Genomic DNA, 18,565 nt, shown 5'->3' on the forward strand with positions numbered 1-18,565 from the left:
TCAAACCGCACTTTTTGTATCATCTTGCACGCGAGGCGCCTCGGGCGTGTTATTAGGCTCAGGGTCTTTCACATCAGGGCGAATCGGCTCGGCTTCAAGTTGTGGCGTTGGCGAGGTTTCGGCCGGTGGTGTTGCCTCTTCGTCTGGCTTTTCTTTGTCTTTGCCCAGCAATTTGGCCTGCATGCGTTTGAAACTGCTGTTATCAGACAACCAAATATTCAAAAAGGCCTGATTAAACTCAGGGCTAAATTGCGGCTCCAGCACAGTGTCGTTGAGGACAAAATAACCTGTGTCTTCCAGCGCGATGTAACTTAAGCTGTCTTCGGGGTGAAAATCAGGCAGCGCCTTTTCAAGCTGGGTGAACCACTGCGCGCGGGTTTCTTTTGGCACGTCTGGGGCGATGCTATCAAGCTCTTTTTTCAACGTGATGGCAAAATTTTTGCCTTCCACCTGTTTGGCGTATTTCAAGGTCAGCATTAACGGGCGTTGGCCAGTTTTGTACTGCCCATCTTCACTAAACAGCGTGATGGTATAAATATGAAACGGGCCCCATTTGTAATCAACAGTGCCAAGTGGGATCCACTGCGCAAAAGCCGATTGGCCAAAGCCAAGCAGCGCGCAAAACAGTAGCGGTTTAAACCATTTCAATCTCATTTTGCCTCTAAAGCGAATAGTGGCGCAATTGAAACACAATTGCGCCATTTGAGCAAGATGCCAGCCTTAAGCTTTACATTTGCTTATTTCAGGCTGCCAACCATATCTTGTGGGCGCACCCATTCGTCAAATTGCTCAGGGGTGACCAAGCCAAGATTAATCGCTTCTTCGCGCAAGGTGGTGCCATTTTTATGCGCTGTTTTGGCGATTTTGGCCGCATTTTCATAGCCAATTTTGGTGTTAAGTGCGGTCACCAGCATCAATGAGTTTTCAAGCTGCATTTTAATGCGAGGGTGATTTGGCTCAATGCCGCTGGCGCAGTGCTCGTCAAAAGAAACACAGGCATCTGCCAGCAATTGCGCTGATTGCAAGAAGTTGGCCGCCATCACCGGTTTAAACACATTCAATTGGAACTGGCCTTGGGTGCCAGCAAATGCGATGGTGGTGTCGTTGCCCAGCACTTGTGCGCACACCATGGTCAGCGCTTCACATTGAGTTGGGTTGACTTTACCTGGCATGATTGATGAGCCTGGTTCATTTTCAGGGATTAAAATTTCCCCAATGCCGCTGCGAGGGCCAGAGGCGAGCAGGCGGATGTCGTTGGCGATTTTAAACAGCGATACTGCCAGTTGTTTCAACGCGCCGTGGGTTTCCACAATCGCATCATGGGTGGCGAGGGCTTCAAATTTGTTTTGCGCAGTCACAAACGGCAAACCTGTGAATTTGGCGATGTATTCGGCCACTTTCACGTCATAGCCTTTTGGTGTGTTCAAGCCTGTGCCCACTGCGGTACCGCCGAGGGCGAGTTCAGCCAAGTGCGGTAGCGTGTTTTTCAACGCTTTCAAACCAAAGGCCAATTGCGCGGCATAAGCTGAGAATTCTTGACCCAGAGTGAGCGGGGTGGCGTCCATCAAGTGGGTACGGCCAATTTTAACCACGTCTTTGAAATCTTGTGATTTTTTCGCCAACGTTTGTTGCAAACGTTCCACGCACGGAATGGTCACTTCCACCACTTTTTTATAGGCGGCAATGTGCATCGCGGTTGGGTAAGTGTCGTTAGAGGATTGGGATTTATTCACATCATCATTTGGGTGAATGGTGCTTTTTTCACCGAGTTTACCGCCGTTGAGGACGTGCGCACGGTGGGAGACCACTTCATTGACGTTCATATTTGACTGGGTGCCAGAACCCGTTTGCCAAATCACCAGCGGGAATTGCTCGTCGAGTTTTCCGTCTAAAATTTCATCACACACACTGCCGATGAGATCGCGTTTTTCTTGCGGCAACACGCCCAAATCACAGTTGGCATAGGCGGCGGCTTTTTTCAAATAACCAAACGCTTCAATGATTTCGTGCGGCATCGAGGCGGCAGGGCCAATTTTGAAATTGTTGCGAGAACGCTCAGTTTGCGCACCCCAGTATTTATCAGCGGGCACTTTGACTTCGCCCATGGTGTCTTTTTCGATACGATAATCCATGATGTTATCCTTAGTGTGATTGAAAATAGTGGGTTAAGTGTATCACTCGAAAGGATTAATTGAAATTCTTGCGTGGAGGAAAAAATCAATTTTTGTGACATAGATCATAAAACCTAACTGGCTGAATTATCAACAAAAATTGATTTTTAACGTGCGATTGATTAAGGTGCAAACGCTTTGAGTTGATCGTTAATCTCGGTTTGCGCCACATTGTTGGCATAATTACAAAGTGTGGCCAAAGCAACACCCATCACCACATCAAGCACGTTTTGATCGCTAAAGCCGGCCGCCTTGAAATCATTAAGCTGCGCGTCACTGACTTTGCCGCGCGTGTCGATAAGCTGCTGGGTGAATAACGCAAGGGCTTGATATTTTGGGTTTTCATCAATCAAAGTGCGGTTGCGCAGCGCTTGGAGCACACCTTCCGGCAAGCCAATCAGCGTGGCGATTTTGCTGTGGCCGGCGACACAAAAATCACAGCCATTATTCACCGCCGCCGTGATTTGCACCACCTCCAATTCAAACTTATCCAAACTGTTATGCCCGTTGAGCTTGCCCACTTCCTGATAAAACGCCAGTGCCTGCGGTGAGTTGGCCAACACCCCAATCAGATTGGGGATAAAGCCATTGTTTTTCTCCACTAATGCCACGCGCGCACGCGTATCCTCAGGCGCACTTTGCGCAGTATGAACGGTTAATCTAGCCATCATATTTCCTCTTTTTGTTGTGTTTTCAGTAGATTAACCAAGCCTAAGGGCATTGTAAAAGACACAAGGGTTATAGCTTATGCCTTTTTGGCATAACCGCACTTTGCGTATGTCGTATAAGTATAAACAAGATAAGAAGACATAAAAAAACCACTGCGATGAGTGGTTTTTTAATTTGGGTTTGATAGATTAACAATCGACTTCAGCGATTTTTACTGGGCGGCCCTCTTGCAATGATTTTTTCGCGGCCAGCGCGATTAAAACCGGTTGCAAGCCATCGTTGCCGTTGACGGCCGTCGGTTTGTCGTTGAGGATGGCATCAATGAAACTGTCGATTTCGCTGGCAAAAGATTGCATATAGCGCTCAAGGAAAAAATACTTCGGCTTTTCTGAAACAATGCCATGTTCACCCGAGAAAACCGCACTTGAGGCTGTGTCGTTACTGATTTGAATCGCCCCTTTTGAGCCGAAAACCTCAGCGCGTTGGTCGTAGCCATAAACCGCTTTTCGGCTGTTATCAATCACGCCGATGGCGCCATTGGCCAGTTTTAACGTGATGACGGCGGTGTCGATATCGCCAGCTTCGCCAATTTTAGGGTCGACAAGCACATCGCCGAAGGCGAACACTTCAACCACCTCGCTGCCAGAGAGATAACGCACCATGTCGAAATCATGAATAGTCATGTCAAAGAACATGCCACCTGATACTTTCACATACTCAATTGGCGGCGCTTCTGGGTCGCGGGAGGTGACTTTGATAATATGCGGCTGGCCGATATCACCTGCTTGAACACGATCTTTAATCGCTTTGAAATTATGATCAAAGCGGCGGTTAAAGCCCACTTGGAATTTCACCCCTGCACTGTCAACCGCGTTGAGTACCTCTTTGATTTTGCCGACCTCAGCATCGACGGGCTTTTCACAAAAAATGTGTTTGCCAGCGGCTGCCGCTTCAATTGAGATTGGCGCGTGAGTATTGGTTGAGCTGCAAATTAGCACGGCAGTAATGTCTGGGTCATTCAAAATAGCATGGTAGTCATCGTAAACGTGCTCAATCCCCATCGAGCTTGCCCATTCTTTTAGCTCTGGTGTGATTTTTACATCAGAAATCGCCTTGATTTCAGCGTCTTTTACATATTTGCTGATACTTTCGCTGTGCACACGGCCAATTCGGCCAGCGCCAATAATGCCAACTTTTAACATATTACACTCCTGCAACGTCTTTAATATAACGGCGACCTTTTAAAGCATATTCAAATGGATTGGCCAGCGCGGGGTCTTGCTCTGCTTCAACCACCATCCAGCCTTGATAATTGTGTTTATCTAAAATGTCAAAGATCGGTTTAAAATCAATTACGCCATCACCCGGCACGGTGAAAGTGCCTTTTTTCACGCCGTCAAGGAAGCTCAAATCATTTTGTTTGACCTCCTCAACAATCTCGTCGCGCACGTCTTTTAAATGCACATGAACAATGCGATCCACGTATTTTTCAAGCACATCTAGCATGGCTTGTTGGGAGCCTTCAGAATAATACAAGTGGCCTGAGTCAAATAAGAGATAAACATCATCGTTGACGATTGCCATGTAACGATCAATTTCTTCAGGTGTTTGAATACCAGTGCCCATGTGGTGATGGAGGCAGACTTTCATGTCTTTTTCGCCAGCCAATTTAGCCAGCTCGTTGTAGCCCTCGGCTAAGCGTTGCCATTCTTCATCGTTAAATGTTGTTTTCTCTTTAAAAATGGCTTTATTTTGCCCCTGAATGCTGCGGCTTTGCTCAGAGCAGCCGATAACTTTCGCTCCTAAGGCATGCAAAAAATCGCGGTGTTCGATAAAGGCTTTAATGGTTTCGTCTTTTTTGCCGTCCACAAAAAAGGTGCTAAACCAAGCATTGCAGACGCTGATGCCACGAACGTCTAATTTATGCTTTAATTCAGCAACATTTTTGGGGTATTTATTGCCGACTTCACAGCCTTCAAAGCCGGCCAGTGCCATTTCACTAATGCATTGCTCAAATGTATTTTCAGCACCCAGTTCAGGCAAATCGTCATTTGTCCAACCAATTGGGGCAATACCGAGCTTAATATTTTCTTTTTTCATTGTTGTCTCCTATTGTGAATTTAATATTGTCGAGCTTGTTTAATATGCTGTTGAGATTTTTCAAATGCGGCTTTAATGCGCTCTTTTTGTGATACTTCAGCCACACCGACATGCCACCAGCTACCATAACCATGAGCCATCGTTTTCGGTAAAACTTTAATATCAATTAACGTTGAAACCTGTTGTTTTTTCGCATCTTGCAATGCCAACAAAAGTTCTTCTTCTGACCGCACTTTATAGGTTTTGCAGCCATAGGAGGCGGCATTCATGGCAAAATCAACAGGGATTAACCCTGCATCAAGGCGATTATTTTCGGCATTTCTGTAACGAAATTCGGTACAGAAACTGTCCATGCCATTGCCCACTTGTAAATTATTAATGCAGCCATGGGCCATGTTATCGAAGAGAATAATGTTGATTTTTTTGCGCTCTTGAATAGAGGTGATCAACTCTGAATGGAGCATTAAATAAGATCCATCACCCACAAGGGCGTAAACTTCTTTTTCAGGTTCAGCGAGTTTGACACCCAATGCGGCGTTAACCTCATAGCCCATGCAGGAATAGCCATATTCCAAATGGTAACTGTTTTCGCCTTTGCTCTCCCAGGTGCGTTGAAGATCGCCAGGCAAGCTGCCGGCGGCCGCGACAATAATATCGTCTTTGCCAAATGCTTGATTCAACAGACCAAGCACGCGGGTTTGCGTTAGAGTTGAGCCCGTGATGGAGAGAAATTCTTGGAAAAGCTGATCGCGATTTGTGATGGCATCATCAATTTCAGGCGTGAAGCTGCGCCCTGTGTAGGTCACATTTTCCAAGCGACGTAACTCATTATGCAGCGCTTCTTTGGCTGATTGAATGCGATCATGCCATTGCGCTTTCCAGCCTAGCTCTGTTAACTTGGCGTGTAATTGCGAAAGTGCGGTTTTGGCATCAGCACAAATTTGGATGCCATCTAATTTATAAGCATCAAAGCGCGCAATATTAATGTTGATGAAGTTCACCTCAGGGTGTTGGAACAACCATTTTGATGAGGTGGTGAAATCCGTGTAGCGGGTGCCGATGCCGATAATCACATCCGCTTCTTTTGCCAAGGTGTTAGCGCTCAAACAGCCCGTTTCACCAACGCCACCGACATTAAACGGATGTGTGCAATCGACCGCACTTTTACCGGCTTGGGTTTCAGCAAAAGGGATGTCAAAGGCCTCAGCGAAGCGTTTTAATTCCTCAGCTGCTTGGGAATAACGCACGCCACCGCCACAGATGATAAGCGGTTTTTTCTTTTCTTTTAAGCAGGCCAGCGCATCGTCCAGCATGGCTGGTGTGGCTGGGGTTCTTTCAATGCGGTGAATCCGTTTTGCTAAAAAACTTTCAGGGAAATCATAAGCCTCCGCTTGCACATCTTGAGGTAGCGCAAGGGTCACAGCACCTGTTTCAGCCGGGTCAGTGAGCACGCGCATTGCATTAATGCAGGCCGACATCAATTGTTCAGCGCGCGTGATGCGATCCCAATATTTACTGACCGCTTTGAAAGCGTCGTTGGTGCTAATGCTTAAATTGTATGGCTGCTCAATTTGTTGTAATACTGGGTCAGGTTGGCGGGTTGCAAACACATCGCCAGGCAACAGCAGGAGGGGGATACGGTTGGCCGAGGCGGTTGCGGCGGCGGTAATCATATTGGCCGCACCAGGCCCGACCGATGACGTGCAAGCATAAATTTGTTGGCGGTTTTTTTGTTTGGCATAACCGATAGCGGCATGCGCCATCCCTTGTTCGTTTCTGCCTTGGTGAACAATAAGCTGGCCTGGGTCTTGCTCAAGCGCTTGGCCAATGCCAAGCACATTGCCATGACCAAAAATGCCAAAAATCCCAGTGACAAATTTGATGACTTTGCCATCTACTTCAACATATTGATTATCTAAGAATTTAATCAGCGCTTGTGCGACGGTTAAGCGTTGTGTACCCATAGATTCTCCTTACATCTGCGTAATAAGTTTGGTTGCTTGCATTGTACTGCAAAAAATCGGCTGCGAAACCACAAATGGAATATTAATTTCATTTTTGAGACAGCGATCAATTTTTTGATAATTTTTACTGGATAACAATAAGTTGTTATTCCTTCTTGGCAGTGGTATGAGTAGAAAAAGTGAGATCTGGCTCTAAAAATTTTGTCGTCATGCTAGACAATTGAAATATTTATTCTAAAATTTGAGAAAATGAGACACCACGTTATGGAGCGTATTATGAAAAAAACACGAGATGTCATTTGCCTAGGGCGTGTAGCTGTTGACTTATATGGGCAACAAATTGGCTCAAGGTTAGAAGATATGGGCAGTTTTGCCAAATACTTAGGCGGCTCATCAGGGAATGTGGCCTATGGAACTGCGATTCAAGGCTTGAAATCCGCGATGCTTGCCCGTGTTGGTGATGAACACATGGGGCGTTTTTTAAGAGAAGAGCTTCAAAGTGTGGGTGTGGATACCAGCCATTTGATCACCGACAAAGAGCGGCTAACCGCACTGGTGATTTTGGGCATTAAGGATACAGAAACGTTTCCGCTGATTTTTTATCGTGACAACTGTGCCGACATGGCCATCACCTCAGAGGATATTGATGAGGAATTTATCGCCAGCGCAAAAGCATTAGCTATCACCGGCACGCATTTATCCCATCCGCACACTCGCCAAGCAGTGTTGACCGCACTTGAGTATGCCGCGCGCAATGGCACGAAGCGCTTGCTGGATATTGATTATCGGCCCGTGCTGTGGGGGCTCACCTCATTAGGAGACGGTGAAACACGCTATATTGACTCCCAAGCGGTGACGCAATCGCTACAAGAGGTGCTGCACCATTTTGATGTGTTGGTGGGCACTGAAGAAGAGTTTCATATCGCAGGTGGCTCGACAGATACGCTAACCGCTTTAAAGAATGTGAGAAAATGCTCCAACGCCACATTGGTTTGTAAGCGCGGTGCGTCAGGCTGCTCTGTGTTTGAAGGCGACATTCCAGATGATATTGATGGTGGCTTAAATGTGTACGGCGTCAGAGTGGCGGTGTTGAATGTGCTCGGCGCGGGGGATGCGTTTATGTCGGGTTTGCTGCGCGGTTACATCAACAATGAAGGCTGGGAGCAGGCCTGCCGTTATGCCAATGCCTGCGGTGCGCTTGTGGTCTCGCGTCACGGCTGCGCGCCAGCTATGCCAACCAAAGTGGAGTTGGATGATTATTTAGCCCGCGCTGAACGTGTGCCACGGCCTGATTTAGATGAGCGTTTAAATCATCTCCACCGTGTCACCACCCGCAAACAGCAATGGCAAAATCTGTGTATTTTTGCTTTTGATCATCGCAAACAACTTGAAGATATGGCGAGAAGTTGTGGCGCCGATGTGGAAAAAATCCCGCAACTCAAAGTGCTATTGCTTAAAGCGGCAGAACGCGTTGAGCGTAATGAAGCCCTGCAAGGTGAAGTGGGCATTTTAGCCGATACCACCTACGCGCAAGAAACGCTCAACCATGCCACTGGCAAAGGTTGGTGGATTGCGCGGCCAATTGAGCAACCAAGCTCTCGCCCGTTGTCACTTGAGCATGGCGACCTTGGCACGCAGCTCGTAAAATGGCCAACGGATCACATTGTCAAATGCCTTGTGTTTTATCATCCAAGCGATGAAACAGCCCTCAAACAGCAACAAGACAAAAAACTCCTGGAGGTTTATCAAGCCTGTTGCCGCAGTGGTCACGAATTGCTGTTAGAGGTCATTTTACCGGCGGATATGCCGCATGAAGAGCACTATTATCGCGACATTATCTCGCACTTGTATGACTTAGGCATCAAACCTGATTGGTGGAAATTGCCAGGCTTGAGTGCTCAAGCTTGGGCCAAATTAAGTAAGATTATCACCACCCAAGACGACTATTGTCGTGGTATACTCATTCTAGGCTTAGATGCCCCTGAAAGTGTGTTTGACCGCACTTTTAGTGAGGCGAAAGACTGCAAGCTGGTGAAAGGTTTTGCTGTTGGCCGGACCATTTTTGGTGAGCCATCAAAACAGTGGCTGGCAGGTGAGATTGATGATACGCAATTAATTGATGCGGTGGCTGAGCGTTATCAACGGTTAGTCCAGCTGTGGAAAAAATACCGTTAGTGCACAGCACAGACAATAATAAGCCGCATGAAAGTGCGGTTTATTTTTTAAATCGCGCGTGGAGGGCATATGAATGAATCGCTAATTCCCAATATTGAATTGTTTTTAACACAGGTTACGCCCTTTAATTATCTGCCCGAGGAGATGATCACCCAAATCGCGCACCATATTGAAATAAGCTATTATCCTAAAGGCCAGCAAATCATACTTGAAAAAGCAGGCCAAACCGCACTTTTTATTATTCGCGTTGGGGCGATTGAGCAGCGTTATCAAGATAATTCACTAAGAGCGCGGCTCGAGAACGGAGAAGTGTTTGGCTTTAGTTTGTTTAATCAGCAAGAACAAGAAAAATATGAAGCGATAGCACTTGAAAATACGCTTTTGTATCAGGTGCCTAATCACTATTTGAGCACGCTGCTGGCCGAATACCCTCATTATGCGCCCTATTTTTCCGACCAAGTTGCAACCCGGCTGATGAATGCCAGCTCAAAGCAGATTCTCTCTCACCAGCAAAGCACACTGATGAAAGAAGTCGGCGAGATTGCCAATCGCAAAGTCGCCTTTGTTGACCCCAACCATTCCATTCGTGAGGCGGCTTTGGTGATGACCAATCAGCGGCGATCTTCGGCATTAATTATGCAAGAGGGCAGGCTTGTAGGGATTGTTAACGATCGCGATATGACCAAAAAAGTGGTTGCCAATGGGCGCAATATTAATGAACCTGTCACGTCAATTATGACGGAAAATCCGCCCACCATTGCAGCCTCAGAGCGAGTTTTAAATGCCATTGTGTTAATGATGAAAATAATTTACGCAATCTCCCAGTGCTTGACGGCGATGAAATTGTAGCGGTGTTGAGTGCGACTGATTTGGTCAGCAATAACTCTGTGCAATCGATCTTTATTATTAACCGAATTTTTCAAGCCAAAACGTTGGAAGCACTGGTAGAATTAAAAAAAATGCGTGATGAAATTTTTATCACATTGATTGAAAATGAAGTATCTTATGATCAAATTATGCAAGTGATGAGCTTGATTGCAGATTCTTTTATGCAAAAGCTTATCATGATGGGCGAAAATCAGTTAGGCACACCGCCGTGCCATTATGCATGGTGCGTTGCCGGCTCCCAAGCTCGGGAGGAAATGCACGTTGTATCTGATCAAGATAATTTTATTATCTTGTCGCACGAGCTTAATGATCAAGAGCGAGACTATTTTTCTCAACTGACGCAATTTGTTAATGACAGCTTAGATAAGTGCGGTTATGAAAAATGCAGTGGCGATTTCATGGCGTCTAATCCGAAATGGTGCCAATCTTTGCCAGTTTGGGAGGCTTATTTTGCTGATTGGATAATGCATCCTGAACTTGAAAAGCTGCTCAATGCCTCTGTGTTTCTTGACCGTAGAGTTATTTTTGGTGATGAATCACTGCTGCACAAACTGGATAATCAAGTGATTGAGCGGATAAAAATAATCATCGATTTATTTCCTATTTGGTTGCAAACTCCATTCGCGTGAAAGCGCCCATCAGTATTTTCAAAAACTTTGTGTTGATCAAAGAGGGCGAAAATAAAAATAAACTGAATCTTAAAAAGCGCGCGATCAGTTTGCTGGTTGATTTAGCCAGAATTTATGCACTAGTTGGTAACTGTGAGCGAACCTTAAACACAAAAGAGCGGTTTAAATACAGTGTTGAGCAGGGTGTGATTGACAAAAACACCTATGATGACATCAGTGCGGCCTATCAATTTGTTTGTTCATTGCGGTTGAAATATCAACTCAACGATATTAAGCAAAACCGCACTTTATCTAATCATATTGACCCCAAATCGCTCAACGCCTTTGAGCGGAATAATTTAAAAGATGTTTTCCGGTTGATCAATCAACTCCAGCAAGCCGCTGAAATGCGCTTTTCACAAAAGGGATTAATGCGATGATTTTGGATAACATCCTGCATTTTAGTCATCCTCTGGCTAAATTGGAGAAGCAACGCCTGAAATTGTGTCAATCCAAAACATTGCCAGATAGCCTTTACCCGTTGTTGAGTACAAAAATTGCGACTATTGATAGCCCACTTGAGCAGTTGCATTATCTTGTGATCGATTTTGAAACAACGGGATTAAATTCGATGATCGATAATATCCTCAGTGTGGCGGCTGTACCCATTGATCATTTTCAAATTAAACTCTCTCACGCCTTCCACTACTATGTGGCTGAAACACAAGTGAAAGAAGATACGGCAATCATTAATCACATCGTGCCTCAAATGCTAGACGGTGCCCGCATTCTTGATGACGTGATGCATCAGCTTTTTAAACTGATGTGCGGCAGGGTTATTATTGCTCATGGCGCTATGATTGAAAAACGTTTTATTCTTCACTATTTGGCTGCACGCTATAATATATCTTCATTGCCTATTATCTGGCTAGATACATTAAAACTTGAGCGTTCATTTATCAATAAATATCGTGGCAGTATGAATGAAGATTTTCAGTTGTCTTCCGTCCGTAAAACATATGATTTGCCAGATTATATTACTCACAATGCTTTAATCGACTCCATTGCCACAGCAGAGCTTTTTTTGGCACAGGTGAATTATTTATTTGGCGAGGATAAGAAAACATTAGGCGAGGTTTACAAACGTTCTTCAACCGCACTTTAAAAATAGCAAGCTGCAAAGCAGCTTGCTATTTGCGATGAGCGTTAATGGAATGCATTCAATCTTTGTTTTGCAAAGGTATACAGGAAGTACAATACCGTGGCTGCCGCGAAACAGTAGTAGCCAATCCAGACGGCTGTCATCACGTTATTTGCCATGAAGATATACATGGTCAATGACAACAAAGTGATGATCAATGAGACAGGTTTAACATAGGCCCAAGGCTCAATATCCACTTGTTTGGTATAAACTTCCTCATAAGGTGTTTCCATCGGTTTGAAGTGACCGATTAACAGCATCACAGCAATGTTAATCACAAATAAAATGCCGACAAGATGGAAGAAGTGAATATCTAATTTCAAAATGAAATTACACAAGATATAAGCGGCCATACCAAAAATTAAACCAAATTTAGCGGCAATTGGTGGCACGCGTTTGGTCAGCAAGCCAATAATCACGACACTTAAAATTGGGGCATTAAACACACCTTGAAGTTGTTGGATAAGATAAAACAATCCATCTGGCGCATTGGCTACAAGCGGGGCAACAATCATTGCAGTGATGGCCAAGACTATCCCGACAATTTTGCCCACGTTGACCAATTTGGTGTCACTGGCATTTGGATTAATTTGTGCTTTATACACATTGCGAGAAAACAAGGTGACGGAGGAGTTCAGCGCACTGTTAAAGGTGGATAACACCGCCCCCACAACAACAGCCGCGAAGAAGCCAACCAACGCATCAGGCAAGACAAGGTGAACCAGATTTGGGTACGCTTGGTCAGGGATATCCAATTTCCCTTGGAAAATATGATAAGCAACAATCCCTGGCAGGATGATCAAAAGCGGCCCTAATAATTTCAAGAAGGCACACAACAGCACCCCTTTTTGCCCTTCTTTTAGACTTTTAGCGCCCAGAGCGCGTTGAATAATGGACTGGTTTGTACACCAAAAGAACATATTCGAGACAATCAGGCCAGTAAAGAGGGTGGAGAAAGGCACAACGGAGTCAGCGTCACCAATGGAGTTGAAATGTTCAGGATTGGCGTGATAAACCTCTTTAAGCCCTTGCCATGCATTGCCATCACCCACATAACTCAAGCCAAGGTAAGTGACCAAGATCCCGCCAACCAATAAGCCAACACCGTTGATGGTATCGGATACTGCAACGGCTTTTAAACCGCCGAAAATGGCGTAAATTGAGCCAAGGATGCCCACGCCCCAAACAATAAACCAAAGTGATGTGGTTTTATCAACGCCGAACACTTCAGAGACTTGAAACAAGCTTTCCAGCGCCAAAGCCCCTGTGTAAAGCACAATCGGCAGCAATGAAATGACATAACAGCCTAAGAACAAGAGCGAGGTGATTAACAGCGTACCTTTATCGAAACGCTTTTCGAGAAATTCAGGAATCGTGGCAATCCCCAATTTCAGATATTTAGGCAAAAGTAAAAGGCAAAAAGTGCAATCGTAATCGCCGCCATCACCTCCCAGGCCATCACGATAAATCCAGAGCGGTAAGAGAGGCCGTTTAGCCCCACAAGATGTTCAGTTGAAAGGTTTGTGAGCATCATTGAGCCTGCAATAAAGATTGCAGTCAGTGAGCGCCCAGCCAGATAATAACCCTCGGAATGAGTCAGATCATCTTTGTGCGTGTACCACCATGCTAAAATTGCCACAAAGGCCGTGAAGCCTATAAACGAAATAAATGCCAACATACCAGCTCCTTTTTGATTAAAACAACACGATTTACATTTCAATCAATAAGATCAAAATTGTTTCATCTTTGTTCTAATATGAAATATACGTTTCAAAAATAATGTTGTAAATATGCAATGTGTTATTTTGCTAGCGAGATCAAATTTTTAGTCACAGTGATGCACTGCCCAAAACCGCACTTTAAAGTGCGGTTTTTAGATCTGATTCAGGCGCGTTTCGGTGAGGTGGTGGGCGGTGGTGAGGTAGTCACTCAAGGTGGTGCGGCTGACGAGGTGGATGTCGTCGAAGACGTGGTGGGTGATGTCGCTGATGCCGCAGAAGTTGAAAAGGCCGTCGGCGAGCATGTCGCGGATGGATTTGTCAAAGCCAAAGCCTTTGTATTCTTGCCAGTTGCTGCCGATGGTGATGAATTGGTGCAGCCGTTTGCCGCGCAACAGCCCTTGGGATTCGCCGTTGACGGTTTGATAGGCAAAGCCGAAGGTTAAAGTGCGGTCGAGGTAGCCTTTCAAAATGGCGGGGAAGCCCATCCACCACAGTGGGTAGATTAAGGTGATCAAATCCGCTTGGCGGATGAGCGCGTGCTCGTAGGCGATGGCGTCGTCGATTTTGCCTTGGTAGCTTGCCGAAAGCTCTTCCCAAGAAAGCACGGGGTTGAACAGCATGGCGTGCAGGTCCCGCACCACGGGTGCCCAACCGCACTTTTTGCTCGCCTCCACCACTTGCGCGAGGATCGCGTGGTTGAAACTGTCAGGATTGGGGTGAGCGATGATGATTAAATGTTGTTTCATGCCACTTTCTCAACACAAAGGGTGATGCCTTGCACGGCGATGACTTTCACGTTGTCGCCGATGCGTAATTGTTGGCCTTGAATGCGCCAGGTGGTGTCGCCAAATTGCCCGCGGCCAATGCCGCTGTCGGCAAAGGCCAGCACGCGACCGGTTTGCCCGATCATCGCCACGCCACGCTGGTTGAGCTCGTTGTGGCTGTCGTCGGCTTGGTCTTTTTGATGCTGCACGCGCCACCACACCATGCTGCAGGCGATCGCGATGCAGGCAAACAGCACCCAGCTTAGCGTGACAGACAACGGTAAAAGTACGGTCAACAGCGCCATCACCAGCCCTGCCAGGCCAAACCACAGCAAGAAGATGCCAGGCAGCAGCAGCTCGCCGATGAGCAAAATAAAGCCCAAAATCAGCCACTGCCACATGCCCCAATCGCTAAGCCACGCCATAATGCCCCCTAATCTTTTTGTGTTTTCAACAATTCGGCGATGCCGGCGATGGAGCCAATTAAATTGCCCGCCTCAAGCGGCATCAGCACCACTTTGCTGTTGTCGGCTTGGCCAATTTTTTGCAGCGCTTCGGTGTAGCGTTGCGCCACAAAGTAGTTGATGGCATTAGTGTTGCCTTGGGCGATGGCGTCAGACACCATTTTGGTGGCACGCGCCTCGGCTTGTGCTTCCCGCTCACGCGCTTCGGCTTTTAAGAAAGCCTCTTGACGTTCCCCTTCGGCTTGCAAAATGCGTGATTGTTTGTCCCCTTCGGCGCGCAATATTGCCGCTTGGCGAATCCCTTCGGCCTCAAGCACCTCGGCGCGTTTGTTACGCTCGGCTTTCATTTGCGCATTCATCGAATCAATCAGCTCGCGCGGTGGGCGCACGTCGCGGATTTCAATCCGCGTAACCTTCACGCCCCACGGGTTGGTGGCTTCATCGACAATCATCAGCAAGCGCGAGTTGATGGAATCACGCTGGGAGAGCATTTCATCAAGCTCCATTGAGCCGAGCACGGTGCGGATATTGGTCAAGGTGAGATTGACAATCGCCTGCTCAAGATTATTTACCTCATAGGCGGCGTTGCGCGCGTCAATCACCTGCACAAAGCAGACCGCGTCGATCGACACATTGGCGTTGTCTTTGGAGATCACCTCTTGAGAGGGAATGTCGATCACCTGCTCCATCATATTAATTTTGCGCCCCACGCGGTCGATAAACGGCACAATAAAATTCAAACCAGGCGTGAGCGTGCGGGTGTAGCGCCCAAAGCGTTCAATCGTCCAGTGGTAGCCTTGTGGCACCGTTTTGAGGCTGGAGAACAGGGTGACGACCACCAGCATGATAAAAAAGATCACCGCCACCGGCAGGGTATCGAGAAATTCCATAGCAAACTCCACAGTTAAATCACCTCTTGATGATAATCATAACCCGCGCCGTTTGCAATAAAATGCAAAGTGCGGTTGATGCAACTTGGCTCGTCTTCATCGTGGTGAGAGACAAAAATCAGCTGCGTTTGGCTGTTGTCGATCAACTGCTCGATAAAGGTCAGCACCAAATGGCGGTTGAGCGCATCGAGGCCCATCAGCGGCTCGTCTAAAATCAGCACGGGTGGGTGCTTGACCATTGCGCGGGCGATGAGCAGCAATCGCTGCTGGCCAAATGAGAGGCTTTTAAACGGCTTGTTGGCCAGCGCGCTGAGGTTGAGCCGCGCTAGCCACTGCTGAGCGCGCAAGCGCGTGGCGTCATCAACATGTTGGTAAACGCCAATGGAGTCAAAAAAGCCCGAGATAATCACATCCAACGCGCAGCAGTTGACGCGGTAATCAAGATGCAATTGGTTAGATACGTAGCCGATGTGTTGTTTGATTTCCCACACCGTTTCACCACTGCCGCGCTGGCGGCCAAAAATATGCACATGGTTGTTGAACGCCTGTGGATGATCACCTGTAATCAGTGAAAGCAGAGTGGATTTGCCGCAGCCATTGCCGCCTTTAATCCACCAGTGCTCGCCCTTTTTCACCTGCCATGAGAGCTGATTTAAAATCACCTTATCGCCAAATTGCACGCGCACATCTTTGAGATCAAACAGCACTTCGCAACCCAGGGGCGCTGGCGGGTTTAGCGGGGCAGGGATGGCTTGATGGGTTGCCGTTTCGGCATAACACAGTTGCTGGAAAATCGGATTTTGCTGAATCTGTGAAAACGGCGCTTGCAGCACTTGGTGGCAGTGGCTGAGCAGCGTGATACTGTGCGCTTCGGCTGGGATGTCGTGCAAACGGTTGAGAATCAGCACCACGCAGCGTGATTGGCTCAGTTGCGCCATCAACGCTTGCCAATCACGTTGCGCTTGTTGGTCGAGCCCCTCGAAGGGCTCGTCGAGGATCACTAAATCAGGTTCATCGAGCAGACATTGTGCCAGCAGCACTTTGCGCGCTTCGCCGGTGGAAAGTAGCTTGAATGGACGCGCTAAAAGTGTGGAGATATTGAGCTGTTGCGCCACCGTGTGCAGTGCGGCGTGATGGGCGCGGCCATTGAGGATAATCTCTTGCGCGCTTGGGCCAAAATCGTCAGGTGAGCGGGTGTCGTCGTTGAGCTCGTGGGCAATGCGCTCAATCAGCTTTTGGTGCGTGCGCAATGACAGCAGTGCAGGGCGTTGAAAGCGGTTTTCATACTCGCCGCGCGCGCAAGGCTGATGCTGGCTGATAAACTGCGCCAAGGTGCTTTTGCCCGAGCCATTGTGGCCCACAATCACACCAAAGTGCGGTGTGCTTAGGCTAAATTGGTCAATGTGCAGCGCGCGCGAGGGCGCGATTTTAATCTCAGCGTTGCAAAGGCGTAACATAATCCTCCCATAAAAAAAGCGAACGCAAGGTTCGCTTTCGGTTATTAGTTGGCTTTGTTGCGCTCGCCGATGTCGGCGGCGGCGGTGAACACCACGTCGGTGGAGGAGTTCAGCGCGGTTTCGGCGGAGTCTTGAATCACCCCGATGATAAAGCCCACGCCGATCACTTGCGCGGCGATGTCGTTGGAGATGCCAAACAAGCTACATGCCAGCGGGATCAACAGCAGTGAGCCGCCCGCCACACCCGAGGCGCCGCAGGCGCAGATGCTGGCTACCACGCTCAATAAAAGTGCGGTGGTGAAGCTCACCTCAACCCCGAGGGTGTTCACCGCGGCCAGCGTTAAAATGGTCACAGTGATCGCAGCACCCGCCATGTTGATTGACGCCCCCAGCGGGATAGAAACCGAGTACGTTTCTTCATCGAGGTTCAAGCGCTTACACAGGTTGATGTTCACCGGGATATTGGCCGCTGAGCTGCGGGTGAAAAAGGCGGTCAAGCCACTTTCACGAATGCACACCCAAATGAGCGGGAACGGGTTTTGGCGCGTTTTCCAAAACACCAAAATTGGGTTGACGACAAAGGCGACGAACAGCATGGCGCCGACTAGCACCCCAATCAAGCGCGCGTAAGTATTGAGCTCGCTCAAGCCTTGTGAGGCAATGGAGGCGGCCACCAAGCCGAACACCCCAAATGGCGCAAAGGCAATCACCACTTTCACGATCATCGACACCGCCTCGGCCAGCTCGTGGATAAAGCGTTTGGTGGATTCACTGGCGTGGCGCAGTGCAAAGCCAAGCCCGATCGCCCAGGCCAAAATGCCGATGTAATTGGCGTTGAACAGCGCTTTGACTGGGTTGTCGACAATGTTCATTAACACGCTCATGATAACCTCAGTGACATTTTGTGGCGGGCTGAGCTCGGCATCAGTGGTCACCAGCGAGAGCGTGGTTGGAAAGAGGTAACTGGCGATGACCGCCACCAGTGCCGCCAAAAACGTGCCGATCAAATACAACACAATGATCGATTTCATGGTTTTGCCGCTGTGGTCGCTGTCGCTTTTCTTTTTATTGCTGATGGCCGAAAGCACCAGCACAAAAATCAAAATAGGCGCAATTGAGCGCAAAGCGCGCACAAAAAGCTCACCTAACACGCCAACACTGTTGGCTAAATTAAACCCAAGGGTTGGCTCAAGTGGCGCGCTGATGAGGGCAACCAGCAGCCCCAGCACCAAGCCCACGGCGATTTTGGCAATTAAACTGCCTTGAAATAAAAGTGCGGTTAGTCGATTTGAGTTACTCATAATTCATTGTAATTGTGATGTGAAAATTCAGCTTTGGCGTGCAAAGCTCCCTATGCTGAAAGATTACCCGAAAATGGCCATAATGCAAAACAAAAAGTGCGAAATTGGCTAAATCTTCAAAGGGTTATCTGCTTATGGCAGGCATGGTTAAAAAAAGATCAAAAAAACGCTTGCGTATTGTATAAAAACACA

16 protein-coding genes and 1 pseudogene are annotated in these 18,565 nt (G+C 47.6%); 5 read left to right on the top strand and 12 right to left on the bottom strand.

The window, feature by feature from the left end; all coding sequences use genetic code 11:
* From HPC37_RS02100 to iolD, 6 genes are all read right to left on the bottom strand, one after another.
* Window positions 1-654: a chalcone isomerase family protein gene (locus tag HPC37_RS02100; RefSeq protein WP_208121590.1), complete on the bottom strand. Its 654-nt coding sequence runs from the start codon at window positions 652-654 to the stop codon at window positions 1-3.
* An 83-nt stretch (window positions 655-737) separates the two neighbouring features.
* Window positions 738-2,132 (bottom strand): class II fumarate hydratase, encoded by a 1,395-nt coding sequence (gene fumC / locus HPC37_RS02105; protein WP_208121591.1) that lies wholly within the window; start codon window positions 2,130-2,132, stop codon window positions 738-740.
* 161 nt (window positions 2,133-2,293) lie between these two features.
* The gene (locus tag HPC37_RS02110; protein ID WP_208121592.1) at window positions 2,294-2,839 is read right to left on the bottom strand and encodes a carboxymuconolactone decarboxylase family protein; all 546 of its coding nucleotides are present in this window, start codon (window positions 2,837-2,839) and stop codon (window positions 2,294-2,296) included.
* Window positions 2,840-3,028: 189 nt separating this feature from the next.
* Window positions 3,029-4,042, bottom strand: coding sequence for an inositol 2-dehydrogenase (gene iolG, locus HPC37_RS02115; protein ID WP_208121593.1), 1,014 nt, complete (start codon window positions 4,040-4,042; stop codon window positions 3,029-3,031).
* A 1-nt stretch (window position 4,043) separates the two neighbouring features.
* A complete protein-coding gene (iolE, locus tag HPC37_RS02120; protein ID WP_208121594.1) occupies window positions 4,044-4,940 on the bottom strand; it encodes a myo-inosose-2 dehydratase in 897 nt (298 codons plus the stop codon).
* 20 nt (window positions 4,941-4,960) lie between these two features.
* On the bottom strand, window positions 4,961-6,904 hold the full coding sequence (iolD, locus tag HPC37_RS02125) for a 3D-(3,5/4)-trihydroxycyclohexane-1,2-dione acylhydrolase (decyclizing) (protein WP_208121595.1): 1,944 nt from the start codon (window positions 6,902-6,904) through the stop codon (window positions 4,961-4,963).
* A 276-nt stretch (window positions 6,905-7,180) separates the two neighbouring features.
* Here iolD and HPC37_RS02130 point away from each other — a divergent pair, with 276 nt between their 5' ends.
* The 5 genes from HPC37_RS02130 to HPC37_RS02150 all read left to right on the top strand — a co-directional run bounded on the left by HPC37_RS02130 (window position 7,181) and on the right by HPC37_RS02150 (window position 11,740).
* Window positions 7,181-9,079, top strand: coding sequence for a bifunctional 5-dehydro-2-deoxygluconokinase/5-dehydro-2-deoxyphosphogluconate aldolase (locus HPC37_RS02130; RefSeq protein ID WP_208121596.1), 1,899 nt, complete (start codon window positions 7,181-7,183; stop codon window positions 9,077-9,079).
* Between the two features lie 69 nt (window positions 9,080-9,148).
* Complete coding sequence (locus HPC37_RS02135; RefSeq protein WP_208121597.1) at window positions 9,149-9,928, top strand: CBS domain-containing protein; 780 nt, start codon at window positions 9,149-9,151, stop codon at window positions 9,926-9,928.
* Complete coding sequence (locus HPC37_RS02140) at window positions 9,904-10,596, top strand: DUF294 nucleotidyltransferase-like domain-containing protein (protein ID WP_208121598.1); 693 nt, start codon at window positions 9,904-9,906, stop codon at window positions 10,594-10,596. The genes HPC37_RS02135 and HPC37_RS02140 overlap by 25 nt, the downstream gene beginning before the upstream one ends.
* On the top strand, window positions 10,593-11,015 hold the full coding sequence (locus tag HPC37_RS02145) for a putative nucleotidyltransferase substrate binding domain-containing protein (protein WP_208121599.1): 423 nt from the start codon (window positions 10,593-10,595) through the stop codon (window positions 11,013-11,015). The genes HPC37_RS02140 and HPC37_RS02145 overlap by 4 nt, the downstream gene beginning before the upstream one ends.
* A complete protein-coding gene (locus tag HPC37_RS02150; protein WP_235961283.1) occupies window positions 11,012-11,740 on the top strand; it encodes an exonuclease domain-containing protein in 729 nt (242 codons plus the stop codon). Before HPC37_RS02145 ends, HPC37_RS02150 begins: the two co-directional genes overlap by 4 nt.
* A 41-nt stretch (window positions 11,741-11,781) precedes the next feature.
* Here the strand turns inward: HPC37_RS02150 and HPC37_RS02155 are convergent.
* The 6 genes and pseudogenes from HPC37_RS02155 to sstT form a co-directional block, all read right to left on the bottom strand.
* Window positions 11,782-13,454: pseudogene (locus HPC37_RS02155) on the bottom strand (solute:sodium symporter family transporter).
* Window positions 13,455-13,649: 195 nt separating this feature from the next.
* Complete coding sequence (locus HPC37_RS02160; RefSeq protein WP_208121600.1) at window positions 13,650-14,243, bottom strand: NAD(P)H-dependent oxidoreductase; 594 nt, start codon at window positions 14,241-14,243, stop codon at window positions 13,650-13,652.
* Complete coding sequence (locus tag HPC37_RS02165) at window positions 14,240-14,686, bottom strand: NfeD family protein (protein WP_208121601.1); 447 nt, start codon at window positions 14,684-14,686, stop codon at window positions 14,240-14,242. Before HPC37_RS02165 ends, HPC37_RS02160 begins: the two co-directional genes overlap by 4 nt.
* An 8-nt stretch (window positions 14,687-14,694) precedes the next feature.
* Entirely contained in the window at window positions 14,695-15,615 is a 921-nt protein-coding gene (locus HPC37_RS02170) for an SPFH domain-containing protein (protein WP_208121602.1), read from the bottom strand.
* 14 nt (window positions 15,616-15,629) lie between these two features.
* Window positions 15,630-17,072 carry a molybdate ABC transporter ATP-binding protein ModF gene (gene modF, locus HPC37_RS02175; RefSeq protein WP_235961289.1) on the bottom strand — a complete coding sequence of 481 codons (1,443 nt, stop codon included), beginning with the start codon at window positions 17,070-17,072 and terminating at the stop codon, window positions 15,630-15,632.
* 44 nt (window positions 17,073-17,116) lie between these two features.
* Window positions 17,117-18,373, bottom strand: coding sequence for a serine/threonine transporter SstT (sstT, locus tag HPC37_RS02180; RefSeq protein WP_208121603.1), 1,257 nt, complete (start codon window positions 18,371-18,373; stop codon window positions 17,117-17,119).
* Window positions 18,374-18,565 lie beyond the last annotated feature (192 nt).

This window comes from Spirabiliibacterium mucosae (assembly GCF_014884965.1).
Taxonomy (GTDB): Bacteria; Pseudomonadota; Gammaproteobacteria; order Enterobacterales; family Pasteurellaceae; genus Spirabiliibacterium; species Spirabiliibacterium mucosae.